The sequence below is a fragment of the Streptomyces sp. NPDC000348 genome, assembly GCF_042898795.1.
In the GTDB taxonomy this organism is placed as follows: domain Bacteria; phylum Actinomycetota; class Actinomycetes; order Streptomycetales; family Streptomycetaceae; genus Streptomyces.
On the sequence record NZ_JBIAZD010000027.1, the window covers coordinates 56,613 to 77,447 of the forward strand.

Below are 20,835 nucleotides of genomic sequence, written 5' to 3' on the forward strand. Positions count from 1 at the left end.
GGTCAGCTCTTCCCGGCGTGCGCCCAGTGGCACGCCACCTGGGCCGCGCCACCCCCGTCGAGGATCCCCGGGTCCCGGCCCCGGCACGCCTCCGCCACCCCCGCCCGGTCCGCCTCACCGCCCGCCAGGATCTGGCAGCGGGCGTGGAACCGGCACCCGGACGGGACGCGGGAGGGGTCCGGGGGCTCGCCCGTGAGGATCACCGGCTCGCCCGGCGCCTCGGGGAGGACCGACAGCAGGGCCCGGGTGTACGGATGCCGGGGCGCCGTCAGGACCTGCTCCACCGCTCCGGTCTCCACGATCCGGCCCAGGTACATCACCGCGACCCGGTCGGCGATGTTCCAGGCCAGCCCCAGATCGTGCGTGACCACCAGCGCGGACAGGCCCAGCTCGGCGCGCAGCCGCAGCAGCAGGGCCAGGATCTCCCCGCGCACGGACGCGTCGAGGGAGGCCACCGGCTCGTCGGCGACGAGGAGTCCGGGTTCCAGCACCAGCGCGCCCGCGATCACCACGCGCTGCCGCTGACCACCGGACAGCTCGTGCGGACGGCGCAGGAAGAAGCGCTCCGGCGGGCGCAGCCCGGCGCGGGACAGGGCGTCGGCGACCAGGGCCCGCTCGTCACCGCCGTGACCGTGGATGCGCAGCCCTTCGGCCACCGCGTCGTACACCGTGTGCCGCGGATTGAGCGAGCCGCCCGGGTCCTGCGGCACCAGTTGCACGCGCCTGCGGTACGCCTTCAGGGAGCGGCCGGAGTACTCCAGCGGCCGTCCGCCGAAGGTGACCCGGCCCGCGGTCGGCACGACCAGACCCAGCAGGGCGCGGGCCAGCGTCGTCTTGCCGCAGCCCGACTCGCCGACCAGGGCGACGATCTCACCGGGACCGATGTCCAGGTGGACACCGTCCACCGCCCGGGTGTCCGGAGCGCCGCGCCGGCCCGGGAAGGTGACGTGCACGCCCTCGGCGCCGAGGAGGGGAGAGGTGGTCATGGGATGGGTGGCCTCGCTTCCTCCGGGGACTCCGGTTCACCGGGCGCCGTGCCTGCCGCGCCTTTCGTGCCTGCCGCACCTTCCGTGCCTTCCGGAGCGACCCGTACGCACGCCGCCCGCCGGTCCCCTCCGGCTTCCCGGAGCGGCTGGTCCTCCGTGGCGCAGGAGTCCAGCGCCACCGGGCACCGCGGACGGAACGCGCAGCCCGACGGCAGCGCCGCCGGGTCCGGCGGGTCGCCCGGCAGACCACGCGGCGCGAAACGCGACGCCGGGTCGCCGATGCGCGGGAACGCGGCCGACAGCGCCCGGGCGTAGGGGTGGCGGGCGGCCCCGTACACGTCTCGCGCCGGGCCGTCCTCGACCACCCGGCCCGCGTACATCACCGCGAGCCGGTCGCACGTTCCGGCGAGGACCGCCAGATCGTGGCTGATCATGATCAGCCCGACGTCCTGGTCCGCCACCAGCCGTTCGATCAGCCGCAGGATCTGCGCCTGGACCATCACGTCGAGCGCGGTCGTCGGCTCGTCGGCGACGATCAGCCGCGGACCGCAGGCCAGTGCCATGGCGATCATGACGCGCTGCCGCTGACCGCCGGACAGCTCGTGCGGATAGGCCCTCGCACGGGCGGAGGGCAGACCGACGTGCTCCAGCAGTTCCCCGGTCCTCCTGCGCGCCCCCGCCGGGGTCGCCTTCCGGTGCAGCAGGACCGGTTCGGCGATCTGGTCGCCGATGCGCCGCACCGGGTTGAGGGAGTGCATCGCCCCCTGGAACACGATGGACGCACCGGCCCAGCGGACCGCCCGTACCCGGCCCCACTTCATGGCCAGCACGTCCTCGCCGTCCAGCAGGACCTCACCGCCCACCCGGGTCCCGGCCGGCAGCAGCCGCAGCAGGGCCAGCGCCAGGGTGGACTTGCCGCAGCCCGACTCCCCGGCGATCCCCAGCTTGCGGCCCGCCTCCAGCCGCAGGTCCACCCCGCGCACGGCGGCCGCCCCGCCCGCGTACGTGACCGTCAGCCCCCTGACGTCGAGCAGACTCAACGGGACACCCCCAGCCCGGGGTTGAGGACGGACTCCACGGCCCGCCCGCACAGCGTGAACGCCAGCGCCACCACGGCTATGGCGATGCCCGGCGGCACCAGGTACCACCAGTGCCCGGCGCTGACCGCCCCCGCCTCCCGCGCGTCCTGCAGCAGCCCGCCCCACGACACCACCGTCGGATCACCGAGTCCCAGGAAGGCCAGCGTCGACTCCGCCAGGATCGCCGAGGAGATGATCAGCGTCGTCTGCGCCAGCACCAGCGGCATCACATTGGGCAGCACGTGCCGGGACATGACGTGCCAGTGCCCGCCGCCGAGCGCCCGCGCCCGCTCGATGTACGGGCGGGTCTCCACCGCCAGCGTCTGCGCCCGCACCAGCCGGGCCGTCGTCGGCCAGGTCGTCACCCCGATCGCCACCACGATCGTCGGCAGCGAGCGGGACATCACCGTGGCCAGCGCGATCGCCAGCACCAGCGTCGGCATCACCAGGAACCAGTCGGTGATCCGCATCACCACCGCCGCGTACCAGCCCCGGAAGTGCCCCGCCGTCACCCCGATCACCGTGCCGATGGTCACCGACAGCACGGCCGCGAGCAGTCCCACCAGCAGCGACACCCGTGCGCCCCAGATCACCAGACCGAGCAGATTCCGCCCGAACCGGTCGGCCCCGAAGGGCAGTTCACCGCTCGGGCGCTCCAGCGGGCTGCCCGGCGCGTCGGTCACGTCGTCCACGTCGGAGCCGACGAGCAGCGGAGCGGCCAGGGCGAGCAGTGCGAACAGCGCGAGCGTGGCCAGACCGAGGACACCGGCCCGGTGCCCGCGGTACTGCCGCCAGAAACGCGCGGCCGAGGCCCGGCGCCGCTGCCACGCGATGGCGCGAGGACGCCCGGCCGGGATCTTCCCGTTCGTCATCGGCCCACCCGGGGATCGAACAGCGGATAGATCAGATCGGCGAGCGTGTTCATCACGATCACCGCGGCGGCGAACACGAAGAACAGCCCCTGCACCAGAGGCAGATCGGGCACGCTCAGCGCCTGGTAGAACAGCCCGCCGAGGCCCGGCCAGGAGAAGACCGTCTCCACCAGGATCACCCCGGCCACCGTCCGCCCGAGGTTGACGAAGATCAGCGTCACGGTCGGCAGCAGCGCGTTGGGCACCGCGTGCCGGCGCCGTACGAGGTCGTCGCGCAGCCCCTTGGCCCGTGCGGTGGTCAGATAGTCGCTTCCCATCTCGTCCAGCAGCGCCGATCGCGTCACCAGCAGCGTCTGCCCGTACTCCACGGCCACCAGCGTCACCACGGGCAGCACGAGATGGTGCGCCACGTCCACGGCGTACGCGAAGCCCTCCTCACCGCCCGACTCCATGCCACCGGTCGGGAACAGCCCGGGCAGCGGGCCGATCCCGACCGACAGCGTGACGATGAGCAGCAGTCCCAGCCAGAAGGACGGCAGCGAGTACAGCGTCAGCGCCAGCCCCGTGTTCAGCCGGTCCCCGAACCGCCCGTGCCGCCAAGCCGACCGGGTGCCGAGGACGATGCCGAGCACCGTGTACAGCACGAAGGCGGTGCCGGTCAGCAGCAGCGTGTTCGGCAACGCCTCCGTGATCTTGTCGAGCACGGGAGCGTTGAACTGGTACGACGTCCCCAGATCGCCGGTGAGCGCCTTGCCGCAGTAGTCGGTGAACTGCTGCCACAACGGCAGATCCAGCCCGAACTGTTCCCGGTAGGCGGCCAGTTGCCCGGCCGACACCTGACGCCCGCCGGTCAAGGACCTCACCGGGTCGCCGGGGATCAGCCGGAAGAGGAAGAAGCCGGTGACGAGGACGGCGAGGAGGGACACGGCCGCGCCGGCCACCTTGCCCGCCACGTACCGGGGGGAGGCGGTGGCGACACGGCCGCCGACCGCCGCCGGCCCGTCCTTCGGCCCGTCCTTCGGCGGACCGGCGGCGGCCCCCGGGCCCCCGCCGGCGGATGCGGATGTCGCGTCGGAGGTCATGAGTGCCCGTTCGCCGTCTACTCGCGGTCCTCGGCCGTGGCCCGTCGCCGCAGCGTCAGGAACGCCCCCAGCCCCGCGAGGACGACGACACCCGCGACGATCCCGGCGACCACGCCCGTCGAGGACGAACCGCCGTCCGTGTCGGCGGAGTCCGCCGGCACCGCCGACCACCAGCTCCAGTAGCCGTCCTGGCCGTAGATGTTGCCCGCCTTCGCCGGCATGGTGGTGATCGACTCGATCCGGTCCGTGCGGTACGCCTCGACCGCGTTCGGATACGCCATGACGTTCATGTACCCGAGGTCGTAGAGCCGCGACTGCATCCGCTTGACGATGCCCGCCCGTTCGCCGGCGTCGTACTCGGCGAGCTGCCGGGCGTACAGCTCGTCGTACGTCCTGTCGCAGATGAAGTTGTCGGTCGCGCCGGTCTCCTCCGGGGTCGCCGGGAGCGCCGCGCAGGTGTGGATGGACAGCACGAAGTCGGGGTCCGGGTTGACCGACCAGCCGTCGAAGGCGAGGTCGTACTCACCGGCGAGCCAGGGATCGGTCACGTTGTCCAGGCAGTCGAGCGTCACCCCGATGCCGAGGTCGCCCCACCACTCCTCGAGGTACTGGCCGACCGCCTTGTCGTTCGGGTCGGTGGCGTGGCACAGCACGCGGTACTCGATCGGCCTGCCGTCCTCGCCGACCCGCTTGCCGTCGCCGTTCCTCAGGTACCCGGCCGCGTCGAGCAGCCGGGCCGCCTCCGCCGGGTCGTACGCCAGCTCCTGCTCGGCCGACGGCTCCCAGAAGTACCGGGAGAAGCGGGGCGGGAGGTAGCCGGCGCCCTCCACGGCGTGCCCCTGGAACACCTTGTCGACGATGGCCTTCCGGTCCACCGCCCTGAACAGCGCGTTGCGTACCCGCCGGTCGAGCAGTGAGGGGTGCCCGTCGCCCATCTTCTCGCCGTTCCTCGCCCTGGCGCCCGGGTTGGTGGCCAGCGCGTAGAAGCGGCGCCCCGGAGCGTCGTTGACCCGGATGTTCCTCTCGCCCTTCAGCGAGTCCGCCTGGGCGGGCGTCAGGGACGGCGACCCGGCGACGAACGACACCTCGCCCTTGCGCAGCGCCGACACCGCGGCGTCCTGGTCCTTGTAGTAGCGGAAGACCAGCTCGTCGAACCCGGGCGCCCCGCGCCAGAAGTCCTTGTTGGCCCTCAGTCGCACATGGCTGTCGGCCTTGTAGTCGGTGAGGACGAACGGCCCGTTGCCGACGACGGGGAAGTCCTCGTCGTTGTTGAACTTCGTGTAGTCGCCGACCTTCTCCCAGACGTGCTTGGGCACGATCGGCACGTCCAGCGCCGTCATCGTGGCCTGCGGCTTCTTCAGCTTGATGACCAGCCGGGTGGGGCTCGGCGCGGTCACCTCCTCGAAGTTGGCGACGAAGCTGCCGTTCGCGGTGGCCGCGCCGGGATCCGTCATCATCGTGTTGAACGTCCAGGCCGCGTCCTCGGCGGTGGCCTGCTCGCCGTCCGACCACGTGGAGTCCGAGCGGATGGTGTACGTCCAGGTCAGCTTGTCCGGTGACGACTCCCACGTGGTGGCCAGACCCGGGACGACGTGGTTGTCCTCGGCGTCGTAGTTCGTCAGGTACTCGTAGGTGAGCCGGTGGATGCTCGTACTGAGCAGCCGCACCGCCAGGAACGGGCTGAGCGAGTCGACGCTCTGCGCCACCGCGACGGTCAGCACCTTGCCGTTGCCGTCGGCCGCCCGGGCCTGCTGCGGCGCCGGGCCGAGGAGGGTGGCGAGACCGGCGGTGAGGGTGAGCGCGGCGGCGCCGGCCGCCATGACGAGCCGGGTGCGGCCCGGGGTGCGGGGGTGGTCGTCGTACTGATCGTTCGTTTCCATGGTCGCTGACCTCGCGTCATCGCTCGCACGGGAAGGACGGGCTGATCAGATGAGTGATGAGTGTGTCTATCAGCGACCACTGCGGGCGTCAACGGCGCGAACACCCCATGTGGCCTGCGGAAACAACGAGTTGACGCACATGGTGCGTCCATTGGTCGAGACCGGTGACGCACTGCTGGCCAGGGCCTGACGGCGGTTTCCGGCTCCGCACGCGAAAGCGGCCCCTCGGGAGGGGCCGCTCGGCCGAGTGGAGGGATGCGGGGCCTTACTGCTGGCCGGGGTGGGGAGGATAGGGCCGACCCTGGCCCGGGACCTGGCCCGGGACCTGCGGGTACGGGTGGCCGGGCTGGACCGGGGGCTGTCCGGGCTGGACCGGAGGCTGTCCCGGCTGTGGCTGCGGGGGGTACGGGTACGGCTGGCCGGGGACGGCCTGACCGGGCACGTGCTGGCCGGGGAAGGGCTGGCCCGGCAGCGGCGGGGCGGCGACCGGCGGCGGGTTGCCGTCGGAGGTCCACAGCCCGTGCGACTGCTGATGCCGTACGAAGTCCTCGGCGACCATCGCCGCGAGGTTGAAGTACGCCTCCCGCACCTTCGGCCGCATCATGTCGAGGTCGACCTCCGCACCGGCGGCCAGATGCTCGTCGAACGGTACGACGATCACGCCCCGGCACCGGGTCTGGAAGTGCGCCACGATGTCGTCGACCTTGATCATCTTTCCGGTCTCGCGCACCCCGGAAATCACGGTGAGGGAGCGCGAGACGAGGTCCGCGTACCCGTGCGCGGACAGCCAGTCCAGCGTCGTGCTGGCACTGCTCGCACCGTCCACGGACGGTGTGGAGATGATGATCAGCTGGTCGGCGAGGTCCAGCACGCCGCGCATGGCGCTGTAGAGCAGACCCGTGCCGGAGTCGGTGAGGATGACCGGGTACTGCTTGCCGAGCACGTCGATCGCGCGCCGGTAGTCCTCGTCGTTGAAGGTCGTGGAAACGGCCGGGTCGACGTCGTTGGCGATGATCTCCAGACCGGACGGCGCCTGTGAGGTGAACCGCCGGATGTCCATGTACGAGTTGAGGTACGGGATCGCCTGGACGAGGTCGCGGATGGTGGCCCCGGTCTCGCGCCGCACACGGCGGCCGAGCGTACCGGCGTCCGGGTTGGCGTCGATCGCGAGGATCTTGTCCTGCCGCTCGGTGGCGAGGGTGGCGCCGAGGGCGGTGGTCGTGGTCGTCTTGCCGACACCGCCCTTGAGGCTGATGACGGCGATGCGGTAGCAGGACAGCACCGGCGTACGGATCAGCTCCAGCTTCCGCTGCCGCTCGGCCTCCTCCTTCTTCCCGCCCAGCTTGAAACGCGAACCGCCGGCCGCGGGGCGGCTGCTCTTCGCCTTCTGCTTCTTGCTGTTGAGCAGCCGGTCCGAGGACAGCTCCACGGCGGCGGTGTAACCGAGGGGAGCCGCGCCGGGGTTGGTCGGCTGCCGCTGGTCGTGCTGAATGGGCTGCGGCCAGGCGGCCCCGGTACGCGGGTCGACGGGCTGCTGCGGCTGCTGCGGGGGAGTCGGGGCGGCTCCCGGCTGCGGGAAGCCGTAACCGGCCTGCGGGCCGGCCCCGGGCTGGGGCTGCTGCGGGATCGCCGCGCCGGGCTGGGGGAGACCGTACCCGGCCTGCCCGTCGGGAGCGGGGGCGCTCTCGGGCTGCTGTGCACGAGGCTGCGGGACCGCCGCGCCGGGCTGCGGGAAGCCGTAGCCGGCTTGGGCGTTGGGTGCCGGGGCGGGAGGGGTTTCGGGTTGTTGCCGGGGTGCCGGGCCGGCAGGCGGAAAGCCGTAGCCGGCCTGCGGGCCGGGTGCGGGGACGGCTTCGGCCTGTGGGTTCGCCGGGACCGCCGGGCCGGCGGGCGGGAAGCCGTAGCCGGCGGGCTGGGCCGGGGGAGTCGGGGCGGTTCCCGGAGGTGGGAAGCCGTAGCCGGCTTGGGTGTTGGGTGCCGGGGCGGGAGGGGTTTCGGGTTGTTGCCGGGGTGCCGGGCCGGCGGGCGGGAAGCCGTATCCGGCCTGCGGGGCGACCGACGGGTTCCAGGCGGCGGGCGCGGGCTGCGGTGCCTGGGGCTGGAACGGCGGCTGCTGGGCGGGGACGGCCGGCTGGGCGGGTGCCTGCGGCTGCGGCTGCGCGGGCCACTGACCGGCCGGCGCCGGTGCGGCGGGGTACGCCGACGGCACCGGGGGCACACCCTGCGGCGGCGGCGGAGTCCAGGCGGGCGCGGCCGGCACGTCGTCCCGGGGCGTGCTGTCCTCGAGGGCCTCTGCGGGAGCCGCCTCGGCGGGCACCGCGTCGTTCACCGGCTCGGCGTCCTCGGGCTCGGCAGCCGTCGGCACGTCCGCGGCGGGCACCGCGTCCTCGGGCTCGGCCTCCGGCTCCGCCGACGCGGCGTCGTCCTCCCCCTCGGTCGCCGAGGACCCGGAGCCCTCGGTCTCCACGTCCTCGGCCGTGACGTCCTCCGCGTCCTCGGCCGTGACGTCCTCCGCGTCGGAGACCTCGCCGGCCCCGCGCTCGTCGGACGCGCCGGACGGCTCCTCGGCGTCGTCGTCCGACGGGTCCACCGCGGTGTCGGAGACCTCCGCCGCGTTCTCGGTGTCACCGTCGGTCCCGTCCGCACCGTCGGACGGCTCCAGCCGCACCTCGGTCTCGGCCTCGGTCTCGGCCTTGGCCTCGTCCTCCGCGCCCGACGCGTCCTCTGCCTCCGCCTCGCGCTCCGCGATCTCCCGCTTCAGCGCGCCGGCGGAGAAGCGCATCGTCGCACCGCTCTCCAGTTCGCCGTTGCCGCCCTGGAATCCGCCGACCGGGATGTCCGGCACAGCCGAGGGGGAAACCGCACCGGACCCCGCGGGCTCCTCCTCCGCTTCCGGCCGCTGCGGCTCGAACCCGCTCCCCACCGGAAGCCTCGGCACGGCCACCGGCCCTCCGGACGGCGGTGCGGGCGGCGTGAAGGGCGCGGCGGGCGCGGGCGCCGGAGGCGTGAACGGGGCGCCCGGCGCAGGCGCGGGCGCGGGCGGAGTGAAGGGCGCCCCCGGCGCGGGCGCGGGCGGCGGCGCCGGAAGGGACGACGGCCCCGCGGCACCCACCGCGTGCGGCGGCGGAGTCAGCCCCGGCAACGGCGGAACGGGCCTGTCGGAGGAAGGAGCCGAAGCGGGCGAGGAAGGCGAGGAACCGGAAGACGCCGAAGCGGACGACCCCGGGGAACCGGAGGACGAGGACGACGCCCCCGACTCCGGACTCCCCGAACTCCCCGCAGCGTTCTGCGTGTACCAGGCCGGCGGCGCGTAGTCGATGGTGAACTCGCCCGTCGTCTCGATGGCGGACTCCGCGTCGGGCTGGTCATCGCCGGGTGTCGCCCAGCCCCCGCGCGTCCCGTCCCGGTCGCTGCTCACAGTTCCTCCTGGTGTGGTCGAGCACCCTCGTGCGTGCTGGGGGCGACCATGTGCCCTCCCCGTGGGACGCCGGCGCCCGGTTCACGGGTTCTGGCGTCGCGCCGGGTACCAGCCTAATCACCAGTAGCCCCACCCCGTCAGCCCCGCCCACCCCTCAACACGGGCCGTTACGCCCCATCTGCCGCGGTCAAGAGCCGTACGGATTTCGCTACTTAAGCGGGCAAAATCGCTCAACACCCGTGCGATGGTCAACAGGCGGGCCACCCGGTCCGTCAAACGTGGGACACCGTCAACCCGCCCTGGACATAAGCCCGTTGGCGCACAGGCCAACGGGCGGCACGCACGCGCACCGCCCGTTGCCGCGTCTCCGCCTCATTCGGATGCCGCGGCCGGCCCTTCGTCGCCCGGCGCCGGCTCCAGGTCGAACTCGCCGTCCCGCGCGCCCAGCACGAAGGCGCGCCACTCCGCCTCCGTGTACCGCAGCACCGTGTCCGGGTCGAGCGAGGACCGCATGGCCACGGCGCCGCCGGGCAGGTACGCGATCTCGACCCGCTCCTCGTGCTCCTCGGTGCCCGGCGCGCTGTGCCACTCGACGCCGGAGATGTCGAGGGCGTAGAGCTCGTCCTTCTCCCGCTCCTTGCGTGCCTTGATCTCCTCAGCCGTCTCCGCCATGCCGCAGCGACCCCTTCCCGACGTACGAACGGTCCGAGCGCTCACCCTAGTGGCCTGCGGCGTCCGGCCCGGCCGGTTCGGCGGACCGGGGGAAGGGCGACCGCCACGGCCTGGTACGCTGAGTGACGGCCGTTTGTGTACGCACCCCCGGAGCGGGTTCGCTCCGGAGGCCGCGCCCGACGGATCCCCGCCTTCCGAGTCATGGAAGACCCCCCGAGACGAAGACCGGGGGCGCTCGGTGGCCACTCACGGACTATGAGGAGTACGCGTGTCGCTCGACGCCGCAGTGAAGAAGCAGATCATCACCGAGTTCGGTACCAAGGAGGGTGACACCGGCTCCCCCGAGGTCCAGGTCGCCCTGCTGTCCCGTCGGATCTCCGACCTGACGGAGCACCTCAAGACCCACAAGCACGACCACCACTCCCGCCGTGGTCTGCTGATCCTGGTCGGCCAGCGCCGCCGGCTGCTGCAGTACCTCGCCAAGAAGGACATCCAGCGCTTCCGCGCGCTGGTCGACCGCCTCGGCATCCGCCGCGGTGCGGCGGGCGCCAAGTAAGACGCCGTGGAGGGAGCGGTTCCCTGGAGAAAGGGGACCGCTCCCTTTGCTGTACGTGCGGACTGTCACCGCGCCTTTGTAGTGTGGTAGCACAACGCAATAGTCACGACTCGGTGTGATGCCCCGTACCGCATGGGTATGCGGTTCCAGGAGCACCACCGACCGACGTCACCGGACGTCACGACGTACGAGGAGAAGCGCACCCCGCCGTCGCCGGTCCTCGGTAGTGGCCCCCGGGAGAGTGAACCCCGGGAGCTTCGATCGAAGACCGGCCCGCACCAGTGGAGCGCTTCTCCGCCCCGTCCCCCCGCCACACGGGCGAGGCGGGACGAAAGACGACAAAGTAACGGAGAAAACGCTAGTGGAGAACGAGACCCACTACGCCGAGGCCGTCATCGACAACGGCTCCTTCGGCACCCGCACCATCCGCTTCGAGACGGGCCGCCTGGCCCGTCAGGCCGCCGGCTCCGCCGTGGCCTACCTGGACGACGACACCATGGTGCTGTCGGCCACCACCGCCTCCAAGAACCCCAAGGACCAGCTCGACTTCTTCCCGCTGACGGTGGACGTCGAGGAGCGGATGTACGCGGCGGGCCGGATCCCCGGTTCCTTCTTCCGCCGTGAGGGCCGCCCCTCCGAGGACGCCATCCTCACCTGCCGCCTCATCGACCGCCCGCTGCGCCCGTCCTTCAAGAAGGGCCTGCGCAACGAGATCCAGGTCGTCGCCACGATCATGGCGCTCAACCCCGACCACCTGTACGACGTCGTGGCGATCAACGCCGCCTCCGCGTCCACGCAGCTGGCCGGTCTGCCCTTCTCCGGCCCGATCGGCGGCGTCCGCGTCGCGCTGATCAACGGCCAGTGGGTGGCGTTCCCGACGCACACCGAGCTCGAGGACGCCGTCTTCGACATGGTCGTCGCGGGCCGCACCCTGGAGGACGGCGACGTCGCGATCATGATGGTCGAGGCCGAGGCCACCGAGAAGACCATCAAGCTCGTCGAGGGCGGCGCCGAGGCGCCGACCGAGGAGGTCGTCGCCGCCGGTCTGGAGGCCGCGAAGCCCTTCATCAAGGTGCTCTGCCGGGCCCAGGCCGACCTCGCCGCGAAGGCCGCCAAGCCGACCGGCGAGTTCCCGATCTTCCTGGACTACCAGGACGACGTCCTCGAGGCGCTCACCGGCGCCGTCAAGCCCGAGCTGGCCCAGGCGCTCACCATCGCCGGCAAGCAGGAGCGCGAGGCCGAGCTGGACCGCGTCAAGGCGCTCGCCGCCGAGAAGCTCCTGCCGGAGTTCGAGGGCCGCGAGAAGGAGATCTCCGCCGCGTACCGCTCGCTGACCAAGTCCCTGGTCCGTGAGCGCGTCATCAAGGAGAAGAAGCGCATCGACGGCCGCGGTGTCACCGACATCCGCACCCTGGCCGCCGAGGTCGAGGCCATCCCGCGGGTGCACGGCTCGGCGCTGTTCGAGCGTGGCGAGACCCAGATCCTGGGCGTCACCACCCTCAACATGCTCCGCATGGAGCAGCAGCTGGACACCCTCTCCCCGGTGACCCGCAAGCGCTACATGCACAACTACAACTTCCCGCCGTACTCCACCGGTGAGACCGGCCGCGTCGGCTCCCCGAAGCGCCGCGAGATCGGCCACGGCGCCCTCGCCGAGCGCGCGCTCGTGCCGGTGCTGCCGACGCGCGAGGAGTTCCCCTACGCGATCCGCCAGGTGTCCGAGGCCCTCGGCTCCAACGGCTCGACGTCCATGGGCTCGGTCTGCGCCTCCACCATGTCGCTGCTGAACGCCGGTGTGCCGCTGAAGGCCCCCGTCGCCGGTATCGCCATGGGCCTGATCTCCCAGGAGATCGAGGGCGAGACGCACTACGTCACCCTCACCGACATCCTCGGTGCGGAGGACGCCTTCGGCGACATGGACTTCAAGGTCGCCGGCACCAAGGAGTTCGTCACCGCCCTCCAGCTCGACACCAAGCTGGACGGCATCCCGGCCTCCGTCCTGGCCGCCGCCCTCAAGCAGGCCCGTGACGCCCGCCTCCACATCCTCGACGTGATGATGGAAGCGATCGACACGCCGGACGAGATGTCCCCGAACGCGCCGCGGATCATCACCGTGAAGATCCCGGTCGACAAGATCGGCGAGGTCATCGGCCCCAAGGGCAAGATGATCAACCAGATCCAGGAGGACACCGGCGCCGAGATCACCATCGAGGACGACGGCACCATCTACATCGGCGCCGCCGACGGCCCCGCCGCCGAGGCCGCCCGCACCACGATCAACGGCATCGCCAACCCGACGATGCCCGAGGTCGGCGAGCGCTACCTGGGCACGGTCGTGAAGACGACGACGTTCGGCGCCTTCGTCTCCCTGCTCCCCGGCAAGGACGGTCTGCTGCACATCTCGCAGATCCGCAAGCTGGCCGGCGGCAAGCGCGTGGAGAACGTCGAGGACGTGCTCGGCGTGGGCGCCAAGGTCCAGGTCGAGATCGCCGAGATCGACTCCCGCGGCAAGCTCTCCCTGATCCCCGTGATCGAGGGCGAAGCCGAGTCCAACAGCGGCTCCGCCGCGGACGCTTCCGACAACGACAAGAAGGACGACGCCGACAAGTGACGTCCCGTAGCGCCAAGGCGACGGCCCGCACCTCCTCGGAGGCGCGGGCCGTCGCCCGTACCCAAACCCTGATCAAGGGCGAGAACGGCATCGGCACGGTCCGCAGGACCACCCTCCCCGGCGGCCTGCGCATCGTCACCGAGACGCTGCCCTCGGTCCGCTCGGCGACCTTCGGCATCTGGGCCCACGTCGGCTCCCGCGACGAGACCCCGGCCCTGAACGGCGCCACCCACTACCTGGAGCACCTGCTCTTCAAGGGCACCTCCCGCCGGTCCGCCCTGGACATCTCCTCCGCCATCGACGCCGTCGGCGGCGAGATGAACGCGTTCACGGCCAAGGAGTACACGTGCTACTACGCGCGCGTGCTCGACACCGACCTGCCGCTCGCCATCGACGTGGTGTGCGACATGCTGACCGGCTCGCTGATCCAGGAGGAGGACGTCGACGTCGAGCGCGGCGCCATCCTCGAGGAGATCGCGATGACCGAGGACGACCCGGGCGACTGCGTGCACGACCTGTTCGCGCACACCATGTTCGGCGACAACCCCCTCGGCCGCCCGGTCCTCGGCACGGTCGACACGGTCAACGCCCTCACCGCCGACCGCATCCGCCGCTTCTACAAGAAGCACTACGACCCGACCCACCTCGTGGTCGCCTGCGCCGGCAACGTCGACCACAACAAGGTCGTGCGCCAGGTCCGCGCCGCCTTCGAGAAGGCCGGCGCCCTCAGGAACCCCGACGCCGAGCCCATCGCCCCGCGCGGCGGCAGCCGCGCGCTGCGCACCGCCGGCCGGGTCGAGCTCATCGGCCGCAAGACGGAGCAGGCGCACATCGTCCTCGGCATGCCGGGCCTGTCCCGCACCGACGAGCGGCGCTGGGCGCTGGGCGTGCTGAACACCGCCCTCGGCGGCGGCATGTCGTCCCGCCTCTTCCAGGAGGTCCGGGAGAAGCGCGGACTGGCCTACAGCGTGTACTCGTACACGTCCGGCTTCGCCGACTGCGGTCTGTTCGGCGTGTACGCGGGCTGCAGGCCCTCCCAGGTGCACGACGTGCTGAAGATCTGCCGCGACGAACTCGACCGCGTCGCCGAGCACGGACTGCCCGACGACGAGATCGAGCGCGCCATCGGCCAGCTCCGGGGCTCCACCGTCCTCGGCCTCGAGGACACCGGAGCGCTGATGAACCGTATCGGCAAGAGCGAACTGTGCTGGGGCGAGCAGATGTCGGTCGACGACATGCTGGCCCGGATAGCCTCGGTGACACCGGACGACGTCCGCTCGGTCGCCCGCGACGTCCTGGGACGGCGGCCCTCCCTGTCGGTCATCGGCCCGCTCAAGGACAAGCAGGCGTCCCGGCTGCACGACGCCGTCGCCTGACCCCTCCCGTAAGGAAGCAACAGACATGAGCAAGCTGCGCGTGGCGGTCCTCGGTGCCAAGGGCCGGATCGGTTCCGAGGCGGTACGGGCCATCGAGGCCGCCGACGACATGGAGCTGGTGGCCGCTCTCGGCCGGGACGACAAGCTGGAGACCCTCGCCGAGAACGGCGCCCAGGTCGCCGTGGAGCTGACCACCCCCGCCTCGGTCATGGGCAACCTCGACTTCTGCGTGCGCCACGGCATCCACGCCGTCGTCGGCACCACCGGCTGGACCGACGACCGCCTCGCGCAGCTGAAGGGCTGGCTCGACCAGTCCCCGGGGACGGGCGTCCTCATCGCGCCGAACTTCTCCATCGGCGCCGTCCTCACCATGAAGTTCGCGCAGATCGCCGCCCCCTACTTCGAGTCCGTCGAGGTCGTCGAGCTGCACCACCCGAACAAGGTGGACGCCCCCAGCGGCACCGCCACGCGCACCGCTCAGCTCATCGCCGAGGCCCGCCGCCGGGCGGGCAGCGCGCCCGCCCCGGACGCCACGACCACCGCCCTCGACGGCGCCCGCGGCGCCGACGTCGACGGGATCCCGGTGCACGCGATCCGGCTGCGCGGACTCCTCGCCCACCAGGAGGTCCTGCTCGGCGGCGAGGGCGAGACCCTCACCGTCCGCCACGACTCCCTGCACCACAGCAGCTTCATGCCGGGCATCCTGCTCGGCGCCCGCCGCGTGGTGACCACTCCCGGCCTGACCTTCGGCCTGGAACACTTCCTCGACCTGAACTGAGCCCGAGCCGACCCATGCGCGCGAAGATCTCCTACGCCATCACGGCCGCCGTCCTGGTCGTCTACTTCGTCCTGGTCGGCAGCCGTGGCGTGCTGCTCATCGAGGCAGGCACGCCCCTCACCGTCACCTTCGGCGTGGCGGTGCTGATCCTGCCGGTCATCGGTGTCTGGTTCCTCTGGAAGAACACCGAGTTCGTCCGCGACGCCAACCGGCTCGCCGCCCTGCTCGACGCCGAGGGCGGCCTGCCCGTCGACGAGCTGAAGCGCCTGCCCAGCGGCCGGGTCGACCGCGACTCGGCCGACGAGGTCTTCGCCCGCCGCAAGGCCGAGACGGAGGACGCCCCCGACGACTGGCGCAGCTGGTTCCGGCTCGCCGTCGCCTACCACGACGCCCGCGACACCCCCCGCGCCCGCAAGGCGATGCAGCGGGCGATCGCCCTGCACAAGACCTCTCACTGAGCGCGCGGGGCCCGGGGCCGCTCAGTCGCGCCGGTACTCGGCGGTCCACGCCTCCACGGTGTCGGCCGCCCGGTCGAAGGCCAGCCGGTCCCGCCCCAGGAAGTCCGCGTTGTGCGAGGTCAGCAGCGGCGGCAGCGCCTCCGCCGAACGCCCCCGCCGACCGAGGACCAGCGCCTGCCCCTGCACCGTCCGGGGCAGCCCCAGCCAGCGCACCGGCTGCTGCACCGTGCGCACGGAGAGGACCTGCTCCCAGGGCGTCGTACGGGTGGCCACGAAGCCCACCCGGCGCAGCCCCCGGGAGCTCACCCACACGCCCATGCGCAGCAGCCGCAGCGCGCCGGCGACGGCGACCAGCGCGACGGCGAAGACCGTCCCGGCGGACGCCGGCGTCGCCGTGGCCGCGATGATCACCGCCGCGAACAGCACGAACGAGGCGAGCAGCAGCAGGAGCGCCGACGCCCCCACCCGCCACGGCCCGGGACGGTACGGGCGCCGCCAGCGGTCCCGGTCGTCGTACGGCAGGGCGACATCGTCCGCCGTGTCGAAAGCGCGGTCGGCCGTCAGGAAGGGCAGGGGCACGACGGGTCCTCACTCGATCCATGCGTCAGCAGTGCCCGGTGAGGCTATCGATCCGTGCCGCCGGTCACCACCTTCGGGGTCCGGATGGAGCCGGTGCCACGGCCCGGGCGGCTCAGCGCCCCTGGGTCGCCTGTGACTGCTGTGTCCCCGGACCCGAGGGATCGGCGGACAGCGCCGGCATCCCGATGACCAGGGAGCCCACCAGCCCGGCCACCAGGGTGAGCCCCAGCAGCCAGCGTCCGGCCATCTGACCGACGGAGGCCCGCTCACGGGGCGGCGGGGTGACATTGCTGCGGAACCTGTCGGCCTCGGCGACAAAGGCGAACGGTACGGGTTCGCGCCGACCGAACATCAGGGGTACGTCTCCTTCCGGATCGAACGAATCGCTGTCATCGACACAGACGAACGATCGCTCCGAATCGTGCCCACATCCGTGGATTTCGTCACGGCAGGGCACTTCCTTCACCGTCACGGACGCCCCGTAAAGTGGGCGCCGCCCTGCTGCTGCGACGGGAAGGACCCTCTTGACCTCCGCCGACGATCCCAAGCTGTCACCGCGCACCGACGTCACCTTGCGGAGTGACGTCACCGTCGAACTGGTGAAGTCCAGCGCCTCGGACTCCGATGTACTGTTCGCCGCCCGCGTCTCGACCCTGGGAGAGCAGTCCCTCGAGGAGCTGCAGAAGGATCCGGAGCGTTCCAAGGGCCTGATCAACTACCTCATGCGGGATCGGCACGGCAGCCCTTTCGAGCACAACTCCATGACCTTCATGATCAGTGCGCCGATCTTCGTGTTCCGCGAGTTCATGCGCCATCGGGTCGGCTGGTCCTACAACGAGGAGTCGGGACGCTACCGGGAGCTGCAGCCCGTCTTCTACGTCCCCGACGCGTCACGCAAGCTGGTCCAGGAAGGACGCCCGGGCAAGTACGTGTTCGTCGAGGGCACCCCCGCACAGCACAGGACCGTCCAGAGCGTGCTCGGCGACTCCTACCGCCAGGCCTACGACGCCTACCAGAAGCTGCTGGCCGAGGGAGTCGCCCGCGAGGTCGCCCGCGCGGCGCTCCCCGTCGGCCTGTACTCCTCGATGTACGCCACCTGCAACGCCCGCTCGCTGATGCACTTCCTCGGCCTGCGCACCCAGCACGAGCTGGCGAAGGTCCCGTCCTTCCCGCAGCGGGAGATCGAGATGGTCGGCGAGAAGATGGAGGCCGAATGGGCCCGTCTCATGCCGCTCACGTACGCCGCCTTCAACGCCAACGGACGCGTGGCCCCGTAAGGACCGCAGCTCGGGCCCGCGAGCACACATGTACGGTTCAGCCTCGCGAGGTGTCCGTATTGCGGCATTTCATGAAGTTCATCTAGCCTGATCAAACGGGCTCGGCACTGCCTGAACCCCCGAGCGGGCAGTGCCGGGTCCCCCGTGGTCGCACCTTGTCGCCTCCCCCTAGGGAAGACCTCGAGCTGAGCAACGAGTAGCGTGTAACCCATGGCTCCGACCTCCACTCCGCAGACCCCCTTCGGGCGGGTCCTCACCGCCATGGTCACGCCTTTCACGGCGGACGGCGCACTCGACCTCGACGGCGCACAGCGGCTCGCCACCCACCTGGTGGACGCAGGCAACGACGGCCTGATCATCAACGGGACCACCGGCGAGTCCCCCACCACCAGCGACGCGGAGAAATCGGATCTCGTACGGGCGATCGTGGAGGCCGTCGGCGACCGGGCCCACGTCGTGGCCGGAGTCGGCACCAACGACACCCACCACAGCACCGAACTGGCCCGCGCGGCGGAGCGCGCCGGCGCACACGGCCTGCTGGTGGTCACCCCGTACTACAACAAGCCCCCGCAGGAGGGCCTCTACCGGCACTTCACGGCCGTCGCCGACGCCACCGGGCTGCCGGTCATGCTCTACGACATCCCCGGCCGCAGCGGCGTCCCGATCAGCACGGAGACGATCGTCCGCCTCGCCGAGCACCCGCGCATCGTCGCCAACAAGGACGCCAAGGGCGACCTCGGCCGCGCCGGCTGGGCCATCGCACGCTCCGGCCTCGCCTGGTACTCCGGCGACGACATGCTGAACCTGCCCCTGCTCTCCATCGGAGCGGTCGGCTTCGTCTCGGTCGTGGGCCACCTCGTCACCCCTGAGCTGCGCGCCCTGGTCGAGGCGTACACCTCCGGGGACGTCCAGAAGGCCACCGAGATCCACCAGAAGCTGCTCCCCGTCTACACGGGCATGTTCCGCACCCAGGGCGTGATGACCACCAAGGCGGCGCTCGCCCTCAAGGGCCTCCCCGCCGGCCCCCTGCGTGCCCCCATGACCGAGTGCACGCCGGAAGAGATCGAGCAGCTCAAGATCGATCTTGCCGCAGGCGGGGTACAACTCCAGTAATCAGACTTCGCGCGCCCGGGCGCGCAGACGTACTTCACAACTGAATAAGCGGGCCACCGGTGCCCGCACCCCACACGACAACTGCTTCTGCACGAACGTCACGCGCGCCACGTGCCCCACCGGTACGTGGCGCGCGTGTTTGAGGAGAGTCTTTTGAGTCATCCGCATCCTGAACTCGGCCCGCCCCCGCCGCTCCCCGCGGGCGGCCTGCGCGTCACCCCGCTCGGCGGTCTCGGCGAGATCGGCCGGAACATGACGGTCTTCGAGTACGGCGGCCGCCTGCTGATCGTCGACTGCGGAGTGCTCTTCCCCGAGGAGGAGCAGCCCGGAATCGACCTGATCCTGCCGGACTTCTCGTCCATCCGGAACCGCCTCGACGACATCGAGGGCATCGTCCTCACCCATGGTCACGAGGACCACATCGGCGGCGTCCCCTTCCTCCTGCGCGAGAAGCCGGACATCCCGCTGATCGGCTCCAAGCTCACCCTCGCCCTCATCGAGGCGAAGCTCCAGGAGCACCGCATCCGTCCGTACACCCTCCAGGTGGCGGAGGGGCAGCGCGAGCGCATCGGCCCCTTCGACTGCGAGTTCATCGCCGTCAACCACTCCATCCCCGACGCGCTCGCCGTGGCCATCCGCACGCCCGCCGGCATGGCGGTCCACACCGGCGACTTCAAGATGGACCAGCTCCCGCTGGACAACCGCCTCACGGATCTGCACGCGTTCGCCAGGCTCAGCGAGGAAGGCATCGACCTTCTGCTCGCCGACTCCACGAACGCCGAGGTCCCGGGCTTCGTCCCGCCCGAGCGCGACATCTCCAACGTGCTGCGCCAGGTCTTCGCCGGCGCCCGCAAGCGGATCATCGTGGCGAGCTTCGCCAGCCACGTCCACCGCATCCAGCAGATCCTGGACGCGGCGCACGAGTACGGCCGCCGGGTCGCCTTCGTCGGCCGCTCCATGGTCCGAAACATGGGCATCGCCCGCGACCTCGGTTACCTCAAGGTCCCGCCGGGCCTGGTCGTGGACGTCAAGACACTGGACGACCTGCCGGACAGTGAGGTCGTCCTGGTCTGCACGGGCTCCCAGGGCGAACCGATGGCCGCCCTGTCCCGCATGGCCAACCGCGACCACCAGATCCGCATCGTCGACGGCGACACGGTGATCCTGGCGTCGTCGCTCATCCCCGGCAACGAGAACGCGGTCTACCGCGTGATCAACGGCCTGACCCGCTGGGGCGCCAACGTCGTCCACAAGGGCAACGCCAAGGTCCACGTCTCGGGCCACGCCTCGGCCGGCGAACTGCTGTACTTCTACAACATCTGCCGTCCGAAGAACTTGATGCCGGTCCACGGCGAATGGCGCCACCTGCGCGCCAACGCCGAACTGGGCGCCCTGACCGGCGTCCCGCACGACCGCATCGTCATCGCCGAGGACGGTGTCGCCGTCGACCTCGTCGAAGGCAAGGCCAAGATCTCCGGCAAGGTCCAGGCGGGCTACGTCTACGTCGACGGCCTCTCCGTCGGTGACGTCGGCGAGCCGGCCCTCAAGGACCGCAAGATCCTCGGCGACGAGGGCATCATCTCGGTCTTCGTCGTCATGGACTCGTCCACCGGCAAGATCACGGGCGGCCCGCACGTCCAGGCCCGCGGCTCCGGCATCGAGGACTCCGCCTTCGGCGAGGTGATCCCGAAGATCACGGAGACCCTGGAGCGCTCGGCCCAGGACGGCGTCGTCGAACCCCACCAGATGCAGCAGCTCATCCGCCGCACACTGGGCAAGTGGGTCTCCGACACCTACCGGCGCCGGCCGATGATCCTGCCCGTGGTGGTGGAGGTCTGACGGTCCGTAGGGCCGCACGCACGAGCGAACCGGCAGCGGGGCGCCTCGATTTGCATCGAGGCGCCCCGCTCCAGTACGTTTACAACTCCTCCCGATCGGGCACCTGACCACTTCGTGCGTCGGAACCGTCGCCCGACAGGGGAGGGAAAATCCGACTAAGAATCTCTGATAAAGTCGGAACCGCCGGAAAGGGAAACGCGGAAGCGGGAACCCGGAAAGCACCGAGGAAATCGGGTCGGAAAGATCTGATAGAGTCGGA

At 71.2% G+C, this 20,835-nt stretch carries 17 protein-coding genes; 8 read left to right on the forward strand and 9 right to left on the reverse strand.

What is annotated here, in order from left to right; genetic code table 11:
• Positions 1 to 2 precede the first annotated feature (2 nt).
• From ACFY3N_RS33985 to ACFY3N_RS34015, 7 genes are all read right to left on the reverse strand, one after another.
• Positions 3 to 986 carry an ABC transporter ATP-binding protein gene (locus ACFY3N_RS33985; RefSeq protein WP_390820668.1) on the reverse strand — a complete coding sequence of 328 codons (984 nt, stop codon included), beginning with the start codon at positions 984 to 986 and terminating at the stop codon, positions 3 to 5.
• Entirely contained in the window at positions 983 to 2,026 is a 1,044-nt protein-coding gene (locus tag ACFY3N_RS33990; RefSeq protein ID WP_390820669.1) for an ABC transporter ATP-binding protein, read from the reverse strand. The genes ACFY3N_RS33985 and ACFY3N_RS33990 overlap by 4 nt, the downstream gene beginning before the upstream one ends.
• Positions 2,023 to 2,937, reverse strand: coding sequence for an ABC transporter permease (locus ACFY3N_RS33995; protein WP_390820670.1), 915 nt, complete (start codon positions 2,935 to 2,937; stop codon positions 2,023 to 2,025). Before ACFY3N_RS33995 ends, ACFY3N_RS33990 begins: the two co-directional genes overlap by 4 nt.
• Entirely contained in the window at positions 2,934 to 4,019 is a 1,086-nt protein-coding gene (locus ACFY3N_RS34000) for an ABC transporter permease (protein ID WP_390820671.1), read from the reverse strand. Before ACFY3N_RS34000 ends, ACFY3N_RS33995 begins: the two co-directional genes overlap by 4 nt.
• A gap of 17 nt (positions 4,020 to 4,036) precedes the next feature.
• Complete coding sequence (locus ACFY3N_RS34005) at positions 4,037 to 5,899, reverse strand: ABC transporter substrate-binding protein (protein WP_390820672.1); 1,863 nt, start codon at positions 5,897 to 5,899, stop codon at positions 4,037 to 4,039.
• Between the two features lie 265 nt (positions 5,900 to 6,164).
• The gene (locus tag ACFY3N_RS34010; RefSeq protein WP_390820673.1) at positions 6,165 to 9,317 is read right to left on the reverse strand and encodes an SCO5717 family growth-regulating ATPase; all 3,153 of its coding nucleotides are present in this window, start codon (positions 9,315 to 9,317) and stop codon (positions 6,165 to 6,167) included.
• Positions 9,318 to 9,689: 372 nt separating this feature from the next.
• Positions 9,690 to 9,989: a DUF397 domain-containing protein gene (locus ACFY3N_RS34015; RefSeq protein ID WP_390820674.1), complete on the reverse strand. Its 300-nt coding sequence runs from the start codon at positions 9,987 to 9,989 to the stop codon at positions 9,690 to 9,692.
• A 268-nt stretch (positions 9,990 to 10,257) separates the two neighbouring features.
• On the opposite strand from ACFY3N_RS34015, the gene rpsO reads away from it, so the two are divergent.
• From rpsO to ACFY3N_RS34040, 5 genes are all read left to right on the forward strand, one after another.
• A complete protein-coding gene (gene rpsO / locus ACFY3N_RS34020; protein WP_362718925.1) occupies positions 10,258 to 10,545 on the forward strand; it encodes a 30S ribosomal protein S15 in 288 nt (95 codons plus the stop codon).
• Positions 10,546 to 10,906: 361 nt separating this feature from the next.
• The gene (locus ACFY3N_RS34025) at positions 10,907 to 13,156 is read left to right on the forward strand and encodes a polyribonucleotide nucleotidyltransferase (RefSeq protein WP_390820675.1); all 2,250 of its coding nucleotides are present in this window, start codon (positions 10,907 to 10,909) and stop codon (positions 13,154 to 13,156) included.
• Positions 13,153 to 14,532 carry a M16 family metallopeptidase gene (locus tag ACFY3N_RS34030; RefSeq protein ID WP_390820676.1) on the forward strand — a complete coding sequence of 460 codons (1,380 nt, stop codon included), beginning with the start codon at positions 13,153 to 13,155 and terminating at the stop codon, positions 14,530 to 14,532. The genes ACFY3N_RS34025 and ACFY3N_RS34030 overlap by 4 nt, the downstream gene beginning before the upstream one ends.
• A gap of 25 nt (positions 14,533 to 14,557) precedes the next feature.
• Entirely contained in the window at positions 14,558 to 15,310 is a 753-nt protein-coding gene (gene dapB, locus ACFY3N_RS34035; RefSeq protein ID WP_390820677.1) for a 4-hydroxy-tetrahydrodipicolinate reductase, read from the forward strand.
• A gap of 14 nt (positions 15,311 to 15,324) precedes the next feature.
• Positions 15,325 to 15,768, forward strand: a complete 444-nt coding sequence (locus ACFY3N_RS34040; RefSeq protein ID WP_030871707.1) for a hypothetical protein — start codon at positions 15,325 to 15,327, stop codon at positions 15,766 to 15,768.
• Between the two features lie 21 nt (positions 15,769 to 15,789).
• Here ACFY3N_RS34040 and ACFY3N_RS34045 read toward each other — a convergent pair whose 3' ends face one another.
• Both ACFY3N_RS34045 and ACFY3N_RS34050 read right to left on the reverse strand, forming a co-directional pair.
• Positions 15,790 to 16,347 (reverse strand): hypothetical protein, encoded by a 558-nt coding sequence (locus ACFY3N_RS34045; protein ID WP_390820678.1) that lies wholly within the window; start codon positions 16,345 to 16,347, stop codon positions 15,790 to 15,792.
• Between the two features lie 112 nt (positions 16,348 to 16,459).
• Entirely contained in the window at positions 16,460 to 16,699 is a 240-nt protein-coding gene (locus tag ACFY3N_RS34050) for a hypothetical protein (RefSeq protein WP_390820679.1), read from the reverse strand.
• A 172-nt stretch (positions 16,700 to 16,871) separates the two neighbouring features.
• On the opposite strand from ACFY3N_RS34050, the gene thyX reads away from it, so the two are divergent.
• From thyX to ACFY3N_RS34065, 3 genes are all read left to right on the forward strand, one after another.
• Positions 16,872 to 17,624: an FAD-dependent thymidylate synthase gene (thyX, locus tag ACFY3N_RS34055; protein ID WP_390820680.1), complete on the forward strand. Its 753-nt coding sequence runs from the start codon at positions 16,872 to 16,874 to the stop codon at positions 17,622 to 17,624.
• Positions 17,625 to 17,834: 210 nt separating this feature from the next.
• Positions 17,835 to 18,737, forward strand: coding sequence for a 4-hydroxy-tetrahydrodipicolinate synthase (gene dapA, locus ACFY3N_RS34060; protein ID WP_390820681.1), 903 nt, complete (start codon positions 17,835 to 17,837; stop codon positions 18,735 to 18,737).
• Positions 18,738 to 18,890: 153 nt separating this feature from the next.
• Positions 18,891 to 20,576, forward strand: a complete 1,686-nt coding sequence (locus ACFY3N_RS34065; RefSeq protein ID WP_390820682.1) for a ribonuclease J — start codon at positions 18,891 to 18,893, stop codon at positions 20,574 to 20,576.
• The last annotated feature ends 259 nt before the right edge of the window (positions 20,577 to 20,835 follow it).

Excerpts from the sequence above, each read along its gene's own strand:
- ACFY3N_RS34050 (WP_390820679.1), bottom strand. The coding sequence starts at position 16,699 with ATGTTCGGTCGGCGCGAACCCGTACCGTTCGCCTTTGTCGCCGAGGCC.
- ACFY3N_RS33985 (WP_390820668.1), bottom strand. The coding sequence starts at position 986 with ATGACCACCTCTCCCCTCCTCGGCGCCGAGGGCGTGCACGTCACCTTC.
- ACFY3N_RS33995 (WP_390820670.1), bottom strand. The coding sequence starts at position 2,937 with ATGACGAACGGGAAGATCCCGGCCGGGCGTCCTCGCGCCATCGCGTGG.
- ACFY3N_RS34005 (WP_390820672.1), bottom strand. The coding sequence starts at position 5,899 with ATGGAAACGAACGATCAGTACGACGACCACCCCCGCACCCCGGGCCGC.
- ACFY3N_RS34000 (WP_390820671.1), bottom strand. The coding sequence starts at position 4,019 with ATGACCTCCGACGCGACATCCGCATCCGCCGGCGGGGGCCCGGGGGCC.
- dapB (WP_390820677.1), top strand. The coding sequence starts at position 14,558 with ATGAGCAAGCTGCGCGTGGCGGTCCTCGGTGCCAAGGGCCGGATCGGT.
- dapA (WP_390820681.1), top strand. The coding sequence starts at position 17,835 with ATGGCTCCGACCTCCACTCCGCAGACCCCCTTCGGGCGGGTCCTCACC.
- ACFY3N_RS34040 (WP_030871707.1), top strand. The coding sequence starts at position 15,325 with ATGCGCGCGAAGATCTCCTACGCCATCACGGCCGCCGTCCTGGTCGTC.
- ACFY3N_RS34015 (WP_390820674.1), bottom strand. The coding sequence starts at position 9,989 with ATGGCGGAGACGGCTGAGGAGATCAAGGCACGCAAGGAGCGGGAGAAG.